Genomic DNA, 18,577 nt, shown 5'->3' on the forward strand with positions numbered 1-18,577 from the left:
TTTGTTTATGTCTGGCTAACGGTGTGCTTCAGCCACGTTGCGGAGCGCAGCGGAGCTACGTCAGCTGCAACCCGTTGATACTTATTAAAGCCCCCTCCTCATAATATTTGAGGGATGATGAGTTTGTTGATGCAACCATAACCCTTAATTAAAAGGAGAAAGCCAAATGGAATTTTACACCGAACATCATCAATATTACTGCGGTATCGATCTCCATGCAAGAACTATGATGTGAAGTTTATAGACATTGGTGGAGACTGTGGACCGAAAAGGCTTGTCAAGTACTCAGCTTAGAACAATGCTACCCGGACAATCCTTATGTTGACACCTGTTTCTAATTGATATATTTTTACGCGTTAATGGGAAGTAGCGGAAAAGATTCCCCAGCACTGCGCGTTTGTGTTTTAGCCCGTTCAGGTCGCGCAGGCGGAGGGTTGACGATCGGTCACAATTTAACGGCTGCGCTTGCGCGTATAGCCCCTCAGCATAACTACCTGATGATCATTCCTTCAGGATACGGTTATGAAGAAATCTGTTCCATATTCCAGCATTATCAGATATTTTTTTGTCCTCAGAAAGGAAGTCTCCTGAAGCAATGGCTTTTTGAAACGTTTGAATTGAGCAGGGCTGTTCGAGAATTCCAGCCGGATGTCATCCTCTCTCTCAGCAGTAGGGGGCTCCTGCACCCTCCCTGTGCGCAGGCCATACATTGTGATGACACTCACCTTTTTTACCCTTCAAAGCATTTTGGAAGGCAAACTTTTAAAAATAGGATCAACAAACTTTATCAAAAATGGCATATGCGCTTTCAATTGAAGAAAACACAGCTTGTCCTCTGTCAAACACCTGTTGTTGAACAGCGTATCCGGCAGACCTTTCGTTACCGGGGAAGAACCTGTATTTCTGGTAGCACCTTTTCAGACTTTCTCAGAGAAGAGCGCCAACAGGATATGCCGGAGAATCTCATACCCTATAAAGACAAGTGGAAGATGTTTTGCCTTTCAAAATACTATGCGCATAAGAATCTGGAGATTCTTGTTGAGCTCTTTTCAAGATTTCGTGAAGAGCTCGAAGAGGTCGTGGCTATCATCACCATCGATTCCAATGACCATCCCAACGCGTCCCGATTGTTGCGATCCATTGAGAAACACCGTCTCTCAAAGAAGATCATTAATGTGGGATCAATACCCCATCATAATGTCGGAAGTTATTATCGTCATTGTCAGGCTTTCTTAATGCCTACCTTGATGGAGACATTCGGGATCCCTTACTTGGAGGCGATGAGTTTTAATCTTCCCGTCCTCACCAGCGATCTCGATTTCGCCCATAGTGTGTGTGGTGATGCCGCTCTTTACTTCGACCCCTGGAATAGCAAATCCATCCGTGATGCCATCCTGCTGCTAAAGAATAATCCTCTCCTCTCTAACGTACTCGTTAGGAAAGGGCAATCACGGCTGAAGATGTTCAAGTCGTGGGATCAAATCGCTGGAGAGATCTCGGAACTACTGTCTGAGATCGCTGTAAAAAGAGCTTGAGTCTTTAAGCAGGTCTCCTGATCGGCGCAGGTTTGAGAAAGCAGGCATGAGTCCGAGCATCAAGCCAACTACTAAGGTAAATCCGTGGTCTGAGAAGGCTTCCGCAGTTGGAAGAAGGCTGATGCAAATCCATATGAGAACACCTAATGAAATCGCCTTGACGTATAGATTATCTACGCTTACGCTTGTTTTGAAGGAAAATCTCAGAATGGAATAGAAGAACCATAAGAAGACAAGAGCTCCTACAAGGCCAAATTTCATTAGCATTTCTGTAATCCATATATGTTGTGAAAAGGATTCCTCAAACCATCTCTTTCCCCTCAGCTGAAGTTTTACATGGTGACCTAGCCCCAACCCGAATACCGGATACTTCTGAAACATCTTCAGCGCATACTGGGATTCCAGCAAACGCCCCTCGACGGAAGGGTCTCTCAACAGATTTTCAGGAACGATGAGCGAGGAATACAGTTTCCGGGTTGCGTCCCCTCCAGGCATGGGAAGATAGCCCAGGATTCCGGCGAAGGTCCAGAAAAAGAAAGTGATCCCGATAATCAGAGGTGCGATAACTTTTAATCTCTTAATCCCTGATTGAACGCCCCATGTACTCCATGCTGCTACAGCGGTCATGAACAAGAAGCTGGTAAGCTGATGCCGGTAACCTGAGCCCAGCGCATAAAGGGCCAAAAGGAAAAGGCTGATGAGTACTATAAATCGTATCCACCGTTTTGTCTTTAAAAGGAATAGGGGCCATAGAGCCCCGATCAAAGGTCCTAGATACTGGCTGCCGTGTTTGGCAGCATTCATCATCCCATACTGCAAGAAGAATTTGCGTGCCCACCAGACAAAAGCGCTCCAGATGAAACACGGAAGTCCTGTAAGGAAAAGGATTAATAGTATGCCCAGAGCTGCTTTTCGAGAACGGATCAGCCCAACAGCGGGGAAGAACACGATATATCCAGCATACTGGCTGAAATCGCGAAAGATATCCTTAAACCCGGCGCCATTAAGAAAACCGACAGTAGCGCTTGTCACGAGAATACCCATGAGAGCCAGGAATATCTTTGTCAAGGGATGCCAATCAAAATTCAAATCGCCGCTGCGGTCCAAAATAAATCGAGCTATCCATCCAGCAAACCAGGAACTGAACAGGAGAGCAAAAGCAACTTCCAGAATATCGATGCCACTACTGAACCCGACCATGAATGGGAATGTTATTACGATAGCAAACAATCCCAGCAAAGGATTTAGAAATGCCAGAGCAGACAGGATCAGCCATACGAGGGCATAAATGATATCAAAACCGACTCGGTTGATCATTATGGCGCCGATGATGCTGATGATGAGAGCAAAGAAGAGGACAATGGCTCTATAATCTAAGTTGAAGCTGCCACTCTCCAGTCTCATTTGTCTTTCATCCTAAATTGATTTCCATTTTAGCACAGCGATACGTATTCGGAAAAGAAGCGCCGGCTGGCATTTTGAGTTCTACTTCGATTTCTCAATGCAGTGATGCTATAATTTTGCCAATTTTTAAGACCGAGCATTTGAAAAGAGCTTTGAATGAAAAGATTTTTATCATATTTTTCCGTTGGGATTAAAGGCAAGCTTTAAGCAAAGTTTGAGATGAAGATCTTGATTCTTTCGCAATATTACCCTCCCGAACCCGGTTCTTCCGCCATGAGAATGTCAGAAATGGCGGAGACCCTGGCTTCAAGAAAACATAAAGTGACCGTTATCACGGGATTTCCTAACTATCCTGAGGGAAAGATCTACAAAGGATACCGGGGAAAGCTTTTCTCAAAGGAAGAGATTCAAGGAGTTACGATTTATCGGACCTTTGTTCTGACCCTCTTCAGAAATAAGAAGTTCGTCTCGCGGCTGGGGAATTATCTTTCCTTCATGATCACCTCCATCTTCGGCGGTCTAGCTGCGGGAAAACATGATCTAATCTACTTCTATTCTCCGCCGATCTTCTTGGGAGTTTCCGCGTTCCTTTTAAGCCGCCTCTATGGTATCCCCTATGTCTTTGAACTGAACGATCTCTGGCCTCGTGCGCCAATAGCGCTAGGCGTTCTAAGAAATAAGATTCTCATCAGGGTCTCTGAATCGCTGGAAGGATTTGTCTATAGAAAAGCCTCAAAAATATTTTTCTATTCCAACAAGATGCGGCAAGCTATTCTGGATATGGGAATTCCCCCTGCAAACACTGAGATCCATTATCTCTGGGTGGACACGCATTTCTTCAGCCCTCTGAAGGATTCTCAGATTCTGTTGCTGAGGGAACAATATGGATTAAAGGATAAATTTGTTATCCTGTATGCAGGCAATATTGGGATTGCCCAGGGGATCGGAACGGTTATAGAAAGTGCCCGTCTGTTGAAAGATCAGAAGGAGATTGTCTTCATGCTGGTTGGCGGAGGTTCTGAACGGGATGCACTGATGGAGCGAGCACGCAACTATCAGCTTGAAAATGTTCTCTTTGTTCCACAACAACCTGTGAGTGAGATGCCTGGCATGATGTCCGCCAGCGATGCTCTTATAGTCCATCTGGATCGGGCGCCGCATCGCCTGGGAACTATCCCGGCTAAAACGCTGGCGTACATGAGTTGCGGAAGACCTGTATTGATGGCTGCTGAAGGGGAATCTGCAGATCTCATTATTAAGAGCCGGAGCGGCATCATTGTCCCTCCCCAAAATCCGGAAAAGATGGCGGAGGCTGTCCGGCAGCTCTATGAGAACCGAGAAACAAGCAGACAGATGGGAAAAGCAGGTCGCGATTACGCCATTGACCATTTCCATCAGGCAAAAATTCTCGATGAAATCGAGGAAAGCTTTCAAAAGATCATCAGAGAGGCTTCTGAAGTTTGATGAAGACATTGATCAACGCATGGTGGTCTTTCCGACAGTTATCTTCCCACGGGTTTTTTCTTTCCCGGAAACTCTTACGGCAGATCCTGAGTTTCTTCTTCTTTGTGATGGGATGTCCGAAATTGGCAGTGAAGATAGACTCTTCCAATATCCAGGCTCATCTTCGAATAGCCGAGAGAAAGCTTCAATCCAATCAGCTTAGAGAAGCTATTTGCCACTATAAAAGGGTCATAGAGCTCTTTCAAGGCAAGCCTGGAGTCGAGGAGATCGATTTGCGGACCTTTGCCTTCAAGTTCCTTAGAGTTTTCAGAGTGGAGGGGATCAACCTTTCTTCCGAGATGGATGAGCTGATAAGCCGTCTGGCATGCTTCCAGATGATCCTGGCATACAAGAGACTCTTCGAAATCTATTCCCAGCAGGGTAAAACAGAAGAGGCAGCCAATGCTTTGCGCCAGGCTCTAGAATTGGATTCTGCGAATGCTGAATTGCTTTACTTATTATCAGAAGTGAATGTCCGAAAGGGAGATACAGGCAAAGCTCTTTCTCTCATTGAAGATGCCATTCGTCTTGAACCAGATATTGCGGTCTTTCACGCAAGAGCTTCCGAGCTATACGAAAGGATGGGTTCTGATGAGCGAGCACTCTTCCACGCCAAGAAAGCTTTAGCGCTTGATCCCCACCAATTCGCCTCACGATGGGTCCTTGCGAGGATCTGTGAGAGGAAGGGTCTTCTCTCTGATGCCCTGGTAGAACTGCAAGAGATCGTCAGGCTATCGCACGATACGGATGCACTCAACAGGATCGTGCAGATCCAGAGATCCATAGGTAATAGCAAAGCTATTCATTCTCATTTAAAGATTTTCTTAGATTCTTACCCGCATACAATAAGAAAGGGAGACAAGCTCATCGCCACCCTGCGTATCCGGGCTGAGGGAAGAACCATTGAAGATCTTCACATCTATTGTCTTGAGCCTTTTGGTCTTGGGCTTAGCGCAAATCCTCGGTTTCATCAGGTTTCTTTCCTGGAAGAGGGAAAAGATCTCAAACTCGACATAGAAATCTCTGCCATGCGTTCTTCGCTTGTGAACCTTGAAAAGCCATGGCGAATGGATATTATCGCCACGAATGGAGAATTCTGGGATGCCGCATTCCTTGAGATTGCGGTCCATGATCCGGAGCAAGGCATCATTTTATATGTCATCACAGAGGATCATGAACTTCTCGAGCGGCAGAAAATCCACAGCTGCCGGGACGCGAGGTTGACTCTCATTGAAAAATCATCTTTGGCAGAAAGCGTTGCCCGCCTCCAAGGGGCGAAATGGACGCACCTTGTAGATGTCGGCTCCACTTATAAAGTCATCCATTGGGCAGCGGAGAAATCGTCTGGGAACGAGTGGAAGATCCTTGCAAGAGACATAGATGATTACTTGAGCCAAGTCACACAACAAGGAAATGACCTTGCTGTCCACATTCATGCCTTTTCCTTCCCGGAGTCCCCAGATTTTCCGCTCACTTTCGATGAAAAGGAAGATGTGATTAAAGTGAAAGATTCCTTTCTTCTGACGGGAGTTCCCAATCGAAAATACTGGGCCAATGCTTATCCATCTGTTGGAAGTTTTGACGATCCCCTTAGCAGAACCGGAAGTCTGATGGCAGTCATCAAAATACTGGAGGGGTTTGGGCGCCTGGGTGAACCTTCCTATCGTGCTATTTTTCACCGCACTGGAGCTCTTGAATTTGGATGGGGGCCTTTGGAGCAAGAAAAGTCTCTTCTGGCCCTCAGGAAGCTGGGCATTCTCGCCAATAGCGATTTGCCTAAAGGAAGTATTTATTTTTCATCCAAAGAAGGGAGGAAGACTGCTTACTTCACGACGAAGAACGATATCTTCGCCGCGACAAAGAGCTTACAAGCCAGCGGAATTTTGGAGATTAAGCCAGAATATAATCTGGACACTGATTACTTGAGCACCCTGAAGATCATCGACAAGCTTGTGGAAAAGCGAGTCAATGATCTTCTGATGAAAGGAGAAGTGAAACCGGGCGTCCATGTCATTACATCGACCTGTCATGATAAATATTTCAACATGAGGTTTGGAGAATGGGACAACCTGGATCCTAAGTATGGGAGCTGGAAGATCATTGCAGACCATCTCCGGCATCTGAGAGAAAGTATGCCTCATCTTAAGTTCGCAACTGCTTCGGAAGCGGTCCTGGCCTACTATGACTATTTCACGCCTGAGCTGAAAGCTTTTCGATGTGTTGAAGAAGTTGTTCTTGATTTCGAAGACCATCCTAGGAGATACAGGTATGGAATTCGCTTGTTGGGAAAAGATATTCCTGTTGACCGGGATCACGTTCACGAAGTCTCCATCAAGCCACCGAGTTACCTGATTGGAACTATCCTCAAGATTGAAATTTATAAAAATGATACTATGATAAAGGTTTTTAACGATCCTAGAGGATATCCTGATCTCGATTTTACCGTGGACGACCGTGATGCCATTTACACAGCTCTGGCTATCACTACGGAGACAGATGGTCCCGCAATCATCAAAGAGGAGAGCCAATGTCAGGGTTCTGAGATTTTCCTGAAGGTCCAGGCGAAGCAGCATTTCAGGAAAGTTCATTTCCTGATTCCGAAAGCAACGCTCGCTTATTTTAAAAGCGATGTTGATTTTAAGAGCGTAAGGAATATATTTCTAGTCTCTGAGAAAGGAAAACAGAAGGCTTTGGATTTTTCCATAGAAGGAAAGTATCTGAAAGTGATAAATGCTGGATTGGAGCCTCTTGATAGGGAGCGAATCCAGTTTGCAGCTGGATTGGCCATCCAACTTCTTAGACAATAAGAAGCATTGATGAGTGCAGGAGAAGAACATGCAACACTACTCTGAATACTATTGTGGACGAACGATTCTTATCACCGGCGGGGCAGGTGCCATCGGGTCCAACCTGGCAGCTTCCATGGCAGATATAAAGGACAGCCAGATCATCATTGTAGATGATCTCTCTTCTGCGGCCAGATGGAATATTCCGCAGAAGAAGAATGTCCGCTTCATCTACGGAAGCGTGACGGATGATTCCCTCTTGAAGCATGTCTATTCCTTCAAACCAACCCTTGTCTATCACCTTGCCGCTCTTTTTGCCAATCAGAATTCCATTGATCATCCAGAGAATGATTTGATGGTCAACGGGATGGGCACATTGAAAGTCCTTCAGTACTCAAATCTCACAGGAGTCGAGAAGGTGATATATGCTTCTTCTGGTTGCTCCGTCTATGGGAAATCTCCTTTGCCCTTGATCGAAAACTTCACTTCGCTTGATCTCGATACTCCTTACCAGATCACAAAGATGCTTGGCGAAACTTACTGCAACTATTTTAAAAACTATTATGGACTTAAAACGGTCCGATGCAGGTTCTTCAATTCCTTCGGGCCGGGCGAGATCCCTGGCGCTTACAGGAATGTCATTCCTAATTTTGTCTACTGGTCGCTGAAAGGACAACCTCTCCCGATCATGGGGACCGGAGAAGAGACGAGAGATTGGACCTATGTAGGCGACATTGTAGATGGTCTATTGAGGGCGGGAGCCTTGGATTCTGCTGTCGGCGAAGCCATGAACCTTGCTTCCGGGACAGAGCATAAAGTCATCGACGTTGCGAACTGGATCAATGAATTGACCGGCAATCGATCCGGGATCGTTTATACTCCGCGGCGCAAGTGGGACACTAAGAGTCGGCTGCTTGCTTCCATCGATAAAGCAAAGCAGATCATCGGATATGAACCTAAGACTGATTTCCGGCAGGGATTGAAAAACACCGTCCAGTGGTTCAGAGAAAACTGGAACAGAATTGAGGCATCAGCTAGCTTCTGATAAAGCCGGAAAAGATCCCGATTAATGATGAAAAATGCTCCATGTTGAAAATCCTTTCCATTTTTGGCACGCGGCCGGAAGCTATCAAGATGGCTCCAGTCGTTAAAGAGCTTAAAAAGAATCCTGAGCGGATAGAATCGGTCGTCTGTGTCACAGCGCAACACCGGGAGATGCTTGACCAGGTGCTGGATCTCTTTATGATCAAGCCGGATATCGATCTTGATCTTATGGAGAACGATCAGACTCCCGCCAGCCTTACATCCCTGGGCATGATGGAATTAACAAGAGTCCTCCAGAATGTGAAACCCGATCTGGTTCTCGTCCAAGGAGACACGACAACTGCCATGGTAGCTGCGCTTGCCGCCTTCTACCAGAAGATTCCCGTCGGTCATGTAGAAGCTGGTCTTAGAACAAAAAACATCTACGCTCCTTTCCCGGAAGAAGTCAATAGGCACATCATAGGGGTTTTAGGGAAATATCATTTTGCTCCCACCAGGACGGCGGCAAGGGCACTTCTTGCTGAGAATGTTCCAGAAGAAAATATTTTCATCACAGGGAACACGGTCATCGATGCTCTCCTATGGACAGTTCAGCAGGAGGTGCCCAGAGGAATGCATCCATTGTTAGCTGGTCTGGAAAACGGCAATCGATTGATTCTCATTACAGCCCACCGGAGAGAAAATTTTGGGGAGCCATTCCTCCAAATATGTCGGGCGCTTTGCCGTATTGCCGAGAGAAATTCTGATGTGAGCCTCATTTATCCGGTGCACAGGAATCCCAATGTCCGCCAGCCCGTCTACCGAATGCTCAGCAGAAGAGAAAGGATACACCTTGTTGATCCCATGGGGTATGCCCCTTTTGCCCATCTCATGAAGAAAGCCTATCTTGTGCTGACCGATTCTGGAGGCATCCAGGAAGAGGCTCCGGCATTAGGAAAGCCTGTCCTCGTTATGAGAAAGGAGACGGAGAGACCCGAAGCCGTTGAAGCGGGAACCGTGAAGGTCGTTGGATTGGACGAGGAGAACATCGTGCGGGAAACAGAAAAACTCCTTTATGACCACGATGAATATAAAAAAATGGCGCAGGCTGTGAATCCTTACGGGGATGGACATGCAGCAGAGCGAATCGTAAAAATTTTGATGAGAACCGACCCTTCCTGACAACCTTCCTTTTACTTTGCTTGAGAAAAAAGGGCTTCCTGAAGAGTTTTGAATCGAAAATCCTGCAGCAAGGCTCGGAATTTCTCTTCCGTTCGGGAGAGGCCATAATAATGCTTGAATTTTTTAAGGAAAGAAACCGGGACCTTGGGTTGCCTTGGATCGAGTTCCCATGGATGAATGTAAAAGCAATAGGATCCTTTTTCTCGCAGGATATTTTTAATCCCTTTTTTAAAAATCGGGTAGGGAATTAACCGGAAATAACCGCCACCGGACCATGGCAAAGAAATCCCGAACCATCGATGAGATGATAAGAGGATTTCCAGCAATCCATTTTCCAGCACGACCCTGTTGCTGTTAGCTTGTGATATTGCAGCTATTGAGAAATTCTTTTTGGATCTGTGTGGTTGGTAGCTTGAATCATAGAGAAAACCCTCTTCTTGCAAGATATCCAACCCCCAGCCGGTCATGGAGAATGTAGGTGCCCTGAATCCCACTATGCTCTGTCCGGAACATTTTTCAAGGAGCTCTCTTGATAGTAACAGGTCCTTTCGGAATTGTTCTCTGGAAAGTTTGAAGACAGGCTCATGGTCGAATCCATGAGAAGCGATTTCATGCCCTTGCGAGGAGATTTCCCTGATAAGATCAGGGATCTTTTGCGCGATCCATCCCAGGATGAAGAAAGTGGCCTTTTGCTGAAGAGCGGCGAGTATCTCCAGTATCAGTAGAGTGTTCTTTTCAACTCTGGATTCTAGGCTGTTCCACTGAGTTTTGGAAATGGCCTTTCTCAGATTCTCTACCTGGAACCATTCTTCCACATCGATGCTCAGCATCAAGTTCATCGTTCATTTCCTATAAGAAGCTTTTTAATATAAGGGGAATCATGTTATCCAAGGTAAACAGGTCCAGTTTCGAGATGCAGGGGTTCGGGTCAGACAATATCGGTATCTCCCCATGTCATAAACCAATTTTGAGGATTTAGAAGGAAATTCTTTTTGATGGAAACATCATCGGACTGGCTGACAAGATAGAACTCTTTGCCGGCTAATCGGCGAGGAAGGATTCTGAATCCTGCTCGTTTTAAGATCTTACTCTCTCTTTTACTGCTCAACATCAGGCTGCCAGCGATACCAACTCTTTCTTCGCTCATTATATGCTCCATCTCTGCCAGAAGGGCCAATCCACCATTCTGATGATTGCGGTCTACGAAAAAATCGCACAAGAAGCATATTGTTATGTTCTGAAAAGTCCCCATCCGGAAAATGAGCAATCCAACAAGCTTTTGATCTTTGCAGGCTTGAAATATGCGGTAAGTATGACGTGGATGTTTAATATAACGCCACTCCAGGTATGATCGATCCCGGATGACCGCAAATGGAAATTCTGAAAGCGAATCTTCGAGAAGAGAGGAAACATCTTCCTCATTGATCTGACTGATTTCTTGAATCTCATACTGTTTGCTTTGAACCGTGAGTTGCCGGAACATGAGCTTCTGAATTGGCGCTAAGGCATGCAAAGCAAAACTCTTACTTTTTGGTCCTTTCCATTCTTGTACTATTCTTAGCATATTGGTGATCTTAATATGGAGCGGTAAAGAAAATATATGATGCCATTTCAGATGTCGGATAAACATGGGGAAGGACTGCTCATTGGGAAATGTGTAAATGAGCGGGACCCCTTTTTCAAGAGCTTTTTGCTTCGATTCCTCAACAAGCGCTGAAAAGACTCCCTTTCTTCGATGCTTGGGATGAGTCATGACATCAGCGAGCATGCAAGCAAGCCGTTCAGTATTGCCCATTTTCATCCTGTTGAAAAAGGCTGGCTGAATTCCCACAACCTTGCCTTGCTGAACGGCCATCAAGATCTGAGCAGGTTTTCTGCTTGGATAGAAGTATTTCCATTTCCATAAGCGCTCGTCCATATAATCTTCATGAACGATGCTAAAAAGCTCAAGGATACTAGGAAAATATCGCGATTCGTATTCAATAATTTGGTAATCTTTATTCTTATCCATTACCTATCAACGATAAAAATTAGAATATGTGATATTTATAAAAATAAAAGACACTTATTGAAAGATAATTTAGAGAACAGTATATTTTATAATTGAAAAATAATAAGTCAATTTTGCATAGATTATGATTACTTTTTTTAAAGTTCCAATCAGGAAATGCCAGCTTTGGGTCTTAATGGGGGATATAACAATTATCCTCCTGCTCATACCTGTTTCTTTTTTCATCAGAGGCCTTCTGATGGATGTTGATTTGAGGGAGTTTCTGCTCACTTATCATTTTCATCTTTATAAAATCTTGAAAAACTATACGGTTGCTTCCTGGACTCTTGTGGTGATCTACATTTCCATTTTCTATATTGGAGAATTGTACAATCTCGAAAAGGAATTCAAGAGATGGAAAGATTTTCTTAGGATCAGCATTCTCATCATCTTTTCGATGCTAGTCATTTCTATTTTTTACTATTTTGGCCCTCACTGGAGAATGGGTAGGGGTGTTCTTACAGTTCATGCCATATTGCTGTGGGTTTTTATCTCGCTATGGAGGTTTATATCTTATCTTGTAAATCCGAAAATTCTATCTCATAAAAATATCCTTGTAATAGGAGCAGGGCGAATAGGAAGAGCTTTTGCTGAGGAAATGCAAAAGAATTTTTCCTCATTCTATCGAATCATTGGTTTTATTGATGATGATCCAGAAAAACAGAGCAAAACAATTGAAAGCATTCCAGTTCTTGGAACGAGCAAAGATATATTAAAGGTTGTAAATGAAAAAAGGATAGACATTATTGTTTTTGCAATTCTTCATCGAAAGTTTGAAGTAAATGGAGTTATGATTAAGTCTATTCTTGATCTAAAGTCGCGGGGAATTAATGTTTTCGAAATGCCGACATTTTACAAGAAAGTGACAGGGAAAGTTCCAGTCAAGTGCATAGAAGATACATGGCTTATCTTCAGCCAGAAGTTCCTTGGCGGCAGCCGGCTGGAAGAAAAAAATATTAAGCGTGTCATTGATATATGGGTCTCAGCGCTTGCTTTAATCATTCTATCACCACTTTTACTCTTGCTTGCCATACCCATAAAGCTGACGTCCAAAGGCCCCATCTTCTACAAGCAGGAAAGAGTTGGACTCGATAAGAAATCATATCAGCTTATCAAGTTTCGGACAATGATCGCTAATGCCGAGGAAGATGGTCCTGTATGGGCGAGCAGGAATGATCCACGCGTCACATTCATTGGACGCATATTGAGAAGGACAAGACTCGATGAAATTCCTCAATTCATCAATGTTTTCAAGGGCGATATGAGTCTTGTGGGTCCGAGACCAGAGCGACCGAACTTCGTTGCCATGCTTGAGCAGTACATTCCTTATTATTCTTTAAGGTTTTCAGCGAAACCCGGTCTAACTGGATGGGCGCAGGTCAACTATCAATACGGAGCTTCTATTGAAGATGCCCACATCAAGCTCCAGTATGATCTTTACTATATTCAGGAAATGTCCATCTTCCTCGATATCATAATCATGCTCAAGACTATTCAAACGATCTTCTTTCATCGCGGTTCCTAAAATTTCTGATATTCAAAGATGTTTATTTTCCTCTGATTTTAAACTATCATACTTTTCAATTAATGGATTAGAAATGGAAAAAAGCTGCTTGTTACCATTTATCTCGGTCATCATTCCCATCTATAATGAGGAGAAGTTTATCCGGAGGAATATGGAATCGCTGATCGATCAGGACTATCCTGCTGATAGGTATGAGATCATTGCGGTGGATGGAGGCTCGACGGATGGTTCGATGGAGATCGTCCGGGAACTGGCAGGATCGGGTAGAGTAATGATCTTCGACAACCCGGGAAGGATTGCAGCTTCCGCAATCAATATCGGGACAAAGAATGCTAAGGGGGATATTATCACGAGGGTTGATGCACACAGTTACGTGGATAGGGATTATCTCTCTTCCATCGCAAAGGTCTTTGAAGAAACGGGTGAGAAGGTTGTTGGCGGTCCTGTACGCATGGTGATAGATACCTCTTTCAGAAAAGCCGCTTCTTACGTTCTGAACTCAAAACTCGGAGTCGGGTCTGTCCCTTACAGGACGTTGAGGAAGAGAGCTTATGTGGATTCCATCCAGACAGGAAGCTTCAAGAGGGAAGTCCTGGAGAAGGTTGGATACTTCGATGAAACATTGCCTCCAGGAGAGGATTTTGAACTGAATACCAGGATCAGAAAAGCGGGTTACAGGATTATCCTGGATCCAGAGATTAAATTTTACTATTTTCCCAGAAACAGCTTCGGGTCGCTGTCCAGACAGTATTTCCATTACGGAAGAGTGAAGCCGATCGTCCTGTCGAAGCATACGGAAGCGGTCAAAGTAAAGTATTTCGTACCTGCGCTATTCACTGTCTCGTTCCTGCTCTCGGTTCTTCTGCTTATCGAAAAAATCTGGTCGGGATATTCTCCAGGATGGCTATTTTTTAATTTGTGGCTTCTTAATGCTCTTTATCTTCTCATGATTGTTGTTTTCACGCTGTCATCGATTCCCCTGCTGGGGCTGAGACCGGCAGCCATCGTTTTTTTAATCACACCTCTCATCCATCTCAGCTATGGAATGGGGTTTATCTACGGGTCTTTCCAGGCTATAAGAAGGCTGCTGATTAGAATAAAATAGTCACAAGAAACGATCCAAAGGTGAGAATGTCATTGTCCCAGGAAACAGAGTACTGTGAAGAGAGGCTATTGCTGGATCTTCTTAGAGCGGACTGGGCTCATGCTGAATCGCTCCTGAAAGATGATCAGTTGCGGAGAGTGCCGCTGGACCAGGAAAGGTTTCAAAAGCTTCTGAAAAACTCGGGGACAGGGGCTTACATCGACTGGCTTATAGAATCTCAGGGATGCCAGCCTCTATTTCCGCCCGATATGACAAATCTCTTCAAAACGAGCAGAAAGAAAGCCAAGGTCGATAATGCCTATATCCTTGGGATCCTTGATAAGATCATCGAGAAAGCTTCCGGAAGGAAGATAGACATAATCCTTCTCAAAGGGGCCGATCTTGTCCACCGCATATATAAATCACAGGAGCTCCGTCATCTAGATGACATCGATCTTCTCATCCACCCGGCAGATCTCGATGAATTCCTGGAGATGCTAAAGGCTCTCGATCTCAAAGTTCCTTCAGGCCAGGAGTTGCGCTATTTCAAGAAGGCTTCCTACACGGTGGAATGCTGGACGAAGAGTCTCTTCCCATGCCTTTTCGAGGTCCACTGGGACCTTTCCCAGAAGTTCCGGTACCGGGTTGACATGGATGAGATATGGAAGAATGCGGAAACACTTTCACCATTTCCACCAAACGTCAAATTCCTGAAGCCGGAGCACCTCCTCATCCATCTATGCCTCCATCTTTTCCATCACACCTTCCATGTACAGCTCAAATGGCACGTCGATCTGAAGGAAATTCTGAAGAAAAATCCTGTTGACATGGACTATGTCTTTCAGAAAAGTACTGAATGGAGTTGTTTCTACTCGGTCTGTTTCGCCTTGCTTTACCTGAAGAAACTTTTTCCTGACCTATTGCATCCTTCAATCTTCTCGCGTGTCCGCATTCCTCTCTTCCGCGGCTTTATCATCTCGAGATATTATTCAGAGAATCCCCTGAAATTCCTTGAATCAGGAGGAAGTAAGCTTGTGGAAAGGATGGTGCGCACAATCGCCATCGATCGTCCAGAGTACATTTTTCTTTTCACCCTGAACAGGCTCTTCAGGAACCCTTGGGTGACATTCGAAGAAGATTAACCTCTAAAAATACAATGACTTATAGCTGCAAACCTTGACGCAACCTCTATTAGGATGTATTATTTCTATCAAATTTTTCGATGAAGGAGAAGGGTATAGATCATATTGGGAAAGACGGGCACAAGGGCAAAAACTCTTATGAAATGCATGAAATATTTTAAGAATTCATTGATTTTTCTTTTTTTATTAGCTGTCTCCATCTGGCCATCTCCTGCCCAGCAGTCAAGCGGCATAAGCCCCGAAAAGGGCTTAACACTTGGCAATGTCATCTTCTTTCCTTCAGTCCTCTTTGGATATGAATACAACGACAATGTCTTTTCCAGGAATGAGCAGTTTGCCGAACTCTTCGGCTTCGAGAAGGTTTCAGATAACATTTACACGATCAAGCCGACCTTCCGCTTCGAGCTTCCTTTCTCTCATTCTTATGCTAGACTCTCCTACACGCCGCAGTACAGGAGCTTTGCGGATTACGATCTGGCAGAGAATATCTCCCATATCCTTAACCTGGATACTCTTCTGATGTTCTCGAACGGAATGAGAGTTTCATTCAAGGAAGATTACACAAAGGGGATTCTTGAAGTTGAATCATTCGACCCCGGCGGCGAAACTGTCTTTGGAGCCGATCAATTCAGGTTGAGCACCTCGACACTCGGGTTCGGTTATGATTTTGCCGGCCAGCGAGGTTTTGAGATCAAAGCTAATTATGACGACCTGAAATTCGACAGACTGGCTGTCAGTTCTTTCTTCAATTATGATGCAAAAGGAGCAAGAGCTTCCTACTATCAGAATCTTACTCCTCAGCTAACCATCTTCAGTAATTATTCTTTCAGGACTTTCACCCAGGGGATCCCGGTTTACAACGCTCTTGGAGAGATGATCCGCACGAAAGAAGAGGAATTCGATGAGAACATTGTTGCGGTGGGGTTGAAGGGCAATCTTCTGAAAAAAACGACCGGTTTCGCAAGCATCTCCTATTCCAACCTTTCATTCAAGGGTGGTGTGGAAGCATCGGACTTCGCGGGAATCACGGCCGAGGCTTCCCTGAAAACTCAATTATCCTCGAAATTCTGGATCGATTTCGGCCTGAGAAGATATGCATACCAGTCCTATTTCTTGAATAACAAATATTATCTTTCCAACATGGGGTCTTTTGGCCTCATACAGTACATCGCGAAATTTACTTCTGTCTCTATCAGGGGATCTTACTCGCTGAATAGATATCCCGATCCTGTCGAGGCGAGCTTAACTTCCATCATGTCAGCCTATAACGGAATCACGCGCGAGGATAAAATGAGCAGGATCGATCTTGGTGTCAACCATCTCTTCACCCCGACCATGGGTCTGAGAGCAGGATATTCCTGGATCAAGCGAGATACGAATATCGACATATATGGTTTCGATGCCAACCGTTTCTTTATTCAGATGGGGTTCGGTTGGTTCTAAAATCTGGTGCATAAATGGAGGCAAAAGAGCTCGATAATTTTATAGAGCTGCTTTTGCCGTTTATATTTCATGAGGGGATGACATTGAAAAAGGTAATTAGCTATATGATCTTTTCGTGCCTCCTGGCTCTCTCCGTATGGACGATGCCGGCAGCCCAGAATATCTGCCGCCTGAGTTATGAGGTCCAATCTGACGGAAAGGAGATGACGGTGACTATCAGCCTTCCGGAAACGGGGACCGATTACAGGATCGATACGGATGCAGGCCTCGTCAGCCTGCAATTGGAGAATTTTCAGGGGATCATCGTTTCCGAAAAGGATCGAGTAGAAGGCTTTGTTGAAAAGGTTTATTTGAAAGAGGGAAATACTCAAGAGAAAAAAGGAAAAGAGACTATTCTTAAATTATCGGGCGCCTTCCTTTCTGGTATGGAGAAAAAGGGTAATGCCCTCAGGCTGAGATTTGTCAAGATTGCGTCAGACGCTGGAAATCGACAGCTCACTATTGAGGAAAGATATGTGATTGGTCCAGACGATAAGCTGTCCATCTCGATCTATAATAATCCAGATTTATCCAGAACGGTTCAGGTCGGAAAGGATGGTAAGACTAATTTCGCTTTGATCGGGGATGTCGATGTGGCTGGTCTGACTATCCTGCAGCTAACGGATAAGATCACGCAGCTTTATGCCAGAGATTACATCGTTGATCCACAGGTGAACATCGAAGTTGTCGAGTACAACAGCCAGTGGGCTTACATCACAGGTGAAGTACGCAATCAGAGAAGAGTGGCACTGAAAGGAAACACTAGCTTAAAAGATGCCATTGCAGAAGTGGGCGGGCTGACCGGTCTTGCCGGAACTGAGATCATCATTACGCGAAAGACTGGTTCTGGGATGGAGTCAGAACAGATCCGAATCGATAGAACGGATTTTGAAGAAGGAATAGCCAATATTATGCTCATGAATGGAGATGTGATCACTGTTCCGAAGATGAAATACGCCTATATCCAGGGAGAGGTGAAAAGGAACTGTGATTTCCCCCTGGAAAAGGGGATGACCCTGCTCAAGGCTATCTCGATCGCCCAGGGGTTGACCGATTGGTATGACGAGACGGTGGAGATCTTTAGAGAATCGGAAAACGGCCAGATCAAGGAAAAGTACAACCTGAAGAAGATCATGGATGGGAAGAGTCCCGATGTCCCACTGAAGGCCGGAGACATTATCATCGTGAAGCGGAGATTTCTGTAAAAGAAATTGCAGAGATGGGAATTTCAACTTTACTTGAATTGAGCCTAATGAAAAAGTATATTAAAAACAAGCAATTTCAAGAGGCAGGAATTTGATGGAAAATATAAGTCGGGTTACGAAAGAAGAAAGGGAAATCCATCTTCGCGATTACTGGAAGGTCATCTGGCGCGGGCGATGGACCGTCGCGTCTATATTTACTATTATTTTTGCAATTGTAGCCATTGGAACTTTTGTTCAAACCCCTATCTATAGATCGACCGTAACAGTTGAGATCCAGCCTGAAGCAAGGCGCATTCTTCAAGGTCAGGAGGCAGCGGGTCTCGGAGCACAGGGATATGGATGGTTTGCTGAAGAAAAGTATCACAATACTCAGCTCGAAATCATCAAAAGCCGAGATATTGCCCAACGAGTTATCGACAAGTTGGGGTTGATGGAACACCCCTCTTTCAAGGGAGCGAAAGATCCAGTGGGCCTTTTCGTGAGAAGGATAGATGTTGAGCCAAAAAAAGATACGGGCATTGTCAAAATCAGCATCGAAGGGACGAATCCTCAGGAGATTACGGAATGGGTCAATGCGGTAGCGGATGAATATGTGAAGAGGAACGTGGATAAAGCGGTGGAAGGGATTCAGAGGATTGTCGAGGAGATGCTCAAGA

15 protein-coding genes are annotated in these 18,577 nt (G+C 44.9%); 11 read left to right on the top strand and 4 right to left on the bottom strand.

Features of this window, described 5'->3' with window-relative positions; genetic code table 11:
- Positions 1 to 950: 950 nt before the first annotated feature.
- Positions 951 to 1,535, top strand: coding sequence for a glycosyltransferase (locus tag AB1756_06685; protein ID MEW5807014.1), 585 nt, complete (start codon positions 951 to 953; stop codon positions 1,533 to 1,535).
- On the opposite strand, the gene AB1756_06690 is transcribed toward AB1756_06685, so the two are convergent.
- Positions 1,503 to 2,939: a hypothetical protein gene (locus AB1756_06690; GenBank protein MEW5807015.1), complete on the bottom strand. Its 1,437-nt coding sequence runs from the start codon at positions 2,937 to 2,939 to the stop codon at positions 1,503 to 1,505. The genes AB1756_06685 and AB1756_06690 overlap by 33 nt on opposite strands.
- A 219-nt stretch (positions 2,940 to 3,158) precedes the next feature.
- Here AB1756_06690 and AB1756_06695 point away from each other — a divergent pair, with 219 nt between their 5' ends.
- The 4 genes from AB1756_06695 (at position 3,159) to wecB (ending at position 9,433) form a co-directional block, all read left to right on the top strand.
- Positions 3,159 to 4,403, top strand: a complete 1,245-nt coding sequence (locus AB1756_06695; GenBank protein ID MEW5807016.1) for a glycosyltransferase family 4 protein — start codon at positions 3,159 to 3,161, stop codon at positions 4,401 to 4,403.
- A 128-nt stretch (positions 4,404 to 4,531) separates the two neighbouring features.
- Entirely contained in the window at positions 4,532 to 7,249 is a 2,718-nt protein-coding gene (locus tag AB1756_06700) for a tetratricopeptide repeat protein (GenBank protein MEW5807017.1), read from the top strand.
- Positions 7,250 to 7,277: 28 nt separating this feature from the next.
- Positions 7,278 to 8,273 carry an NAD-dependent epimerase/dehydratase family protein gene (locus AB1756_06705; GenBank protein MEW5807018.1) on the top strand — a complete coding sequence of 332 codons (996 nt, stop codon included), beginning with the start codon at positions 7,278 to 7,280 and terminating at the stop codon, positions 8,271 to 8,273.
- A gap of 41 nt (positions 8,274 to 8,314) precedes the next feature.
- Positions 8,315 to 9,433 (top strand): UDP-N-acetylglucosamine 2-epimerase (non-hydrolyzing), encoded by a 1,119-nt coding sequence (wecB, locus tag AB1756_06710; GenBank protein MEW5807019.1) that lies wholly within the window; start codon positions 8,315 to 8,317, stop codon positions 9,431 to 9,433.
- A gap of 11 nt (positions 9,434 to 9,444) precedes the next feature.
- Here wecB and AB1756_06715 read toward each other — a convergent pair whose 3' ends face one another.
- The 3 genes from AB1756_06715 to AB1756_06725 form a co-directional block, all read right to left on the bottom strand.
- Positions 9,445 to 10,272 carry an XrtA system polysaccharide deacetylase gene (locus AB1756_06715; GenBank protein MEW5807020.1) on the bottom strand — a complete coding sequence of 276 codons (828 nt, stop codon included), beginning with the start codon at positions 10,270 to 10,272 and terminating at the stop codon, positions 9,445 to 9,447.
- An 89-nt stretch (positions 10,273 to 10,361) separates the two neighbouring features.
- Positions 10,362 to 11,444 (bottom strand): GNAT family N-acetyltransferase, encoded by a 1,083-nt coding sequence (locus AB1756_06720; protein ID MEW5807021.1) that lies wholly within the window; start codon positions 11,442 to 11,444, stop codon positions 10,362 to 10,364.
- A 69-nt stretch (positions 11,445 to 11,513) separates the two neighbouring features.
- Positions 11,514 to 11,669 (bottom strand): hypothetical protein, encoded by a 156-nt coding sequence (locus AB1756_06725; protein MEW5807022.1) that lies wholly within the window; start codon positions 11,667 to 11,669, stop codon positions 11,514 to 11,516.
- Between the two features lie 13 nt (positions 11,670 to 11,682).
- Between AB1756_06725 and AB1756_06730 the strand changes: the two genes are divergently transcribed.
- From AB1756_06730 to AB1756_06755, 6 genes are all read left to right on the top strand, one after another.
- Positions 11,683 to 13,008, top strand: a complete 1,326-nt coding sequence (locus tag AB1756_06730) for a sugar transferase (protein ID MEW5807023.1) — start codon at positions 11,683 to 11,685, stop codon at positions 13,006 to 13,008.
- Between the two features lie 88 nt (positions 13,009 to 13,096).
- Positions 13,097 to 14,113 (top strand): glycosyltransferase family 2 protein, encoded by a 1,017-nt coding sequence (locus tag AB1756_06735; protein MEW5807024.1) that lies wholly within the window; start codon positions 13,097 to 13,099, stop codon positions 14,111 to 14,113.
- A gap of 32 nt (positions 14,114 to 14,145) precedes the next feature.
- Entirely contained in the window at positions 14,146 to 15,234 is a 1,089-nt protein-coding gene (locus AB1756_06740; protein MEW5807025.1) for a nucleotidyltransferase family protein, read from the top strand.
- Between the two features lie 168 nt (positions 15,235 to 15,402).
- Entirely contained in the window at positions 15,403 to 16,677 is a 1,275-nt protein-coding gene (locus AB1756_06745; protein ID MEW5807026.1) for a hypothetical protein, read from the top strand.
- A gap of 83 nt (positions 16,678 to 16,760) precedes the next feature.
- A complete protein-coding gene (locus AB1756_06750) occupies positions 16,761 to 17,921 on the top strand; it encodes a polysaccharide biosynthesis/export family protein (GenBank protein MEW5807027.1) in 1,161 nt (386 codons plus the stop codon).
- 94 nt (positions 17,922 to 18,015) lie between these two features.
- Positions 18,016 to 18,577: Wzz/FepE/Etk N-terminal domain-containing protein (locus tag AB1756_06755; GenBank protein MEW5807028.1), on the top strand; the 562-nt coding region annotated here is incomplete at its 3' end.

It is taken from the genome of Acidobacteriota bacterium (assembly GCA_040752675.1).
Classification (GTDB): domain Bacteria; phylum Acidobacteriota; class Polarisedimenticolia; order JBFMGF01; family JBFMGF01; genus JBFMGF01.

Excerpts from the sequence above, each read along its gene's own strand:
- AB1756_06685 (MEW5807014.1), top strand. The coding sequence starts at position 951 with ATGCCGGAGAATCTCATACCCTATAAAGACAAGTGGAAGATGTTTTGC.
- AB1756_06690 (MEW5807015.1), bottom strand. The coding sequence starts at position 2,939 with ATGAGACTGGAGAGTGGCAGCTTCAACTTAGATTATAGAGCCATTGTC.
- AB1756_06695 (MEW5807016.1), top strand. The coding sequence starts at position 3,159 with ATGAAGATCTTGATTCTTTCGCAATATTACCCTCCCGAACCCGGTTCT.
- AB1756_06705 (MEW5807018.1), top strand. The coding sequence starts at position 7,278 with ATGCAACACTACTCTGAATACTATTGTGGACGAACGATTCTTATCACC.
- wecB (MEW5807019.1), top strand. The coding sequence starts at position 8,315 with ATGTTGAAAATCCTTTCCATTTTTGGCACGCGGCCGGAAGCTATCAAG.
- AB1756_06715 (MEW5807020.1), bottom strand. The coding sequence starts at position 10,272 with ATGAACTTGATGCTGAGCATCGATGTGGAAGAATGGTTCCAGGTAGAG.
- AB1756_06720 (MEW5807021.1), bottom strand. The coding sequence starts at position 11,444 with ATGGATAAGAATAAAGATTACCAAATTATTGAATACGAATCGCGATAT.
- AB1756_06725 (MEW5807022.1), bottom strand. The coding sequence starts at position 11,669 with ATGAAAAAAGAAACAGGTATGAGCAGGAGGATAATTGTTATATCCCCC.
- AB1756_06730 (MEW5807023.1), top strand. The coding sequence starts at position 11,683 with ATGGATGTTGATTTGAGGGAGTTTCTGCTCACTTATCATTTTCATCTT.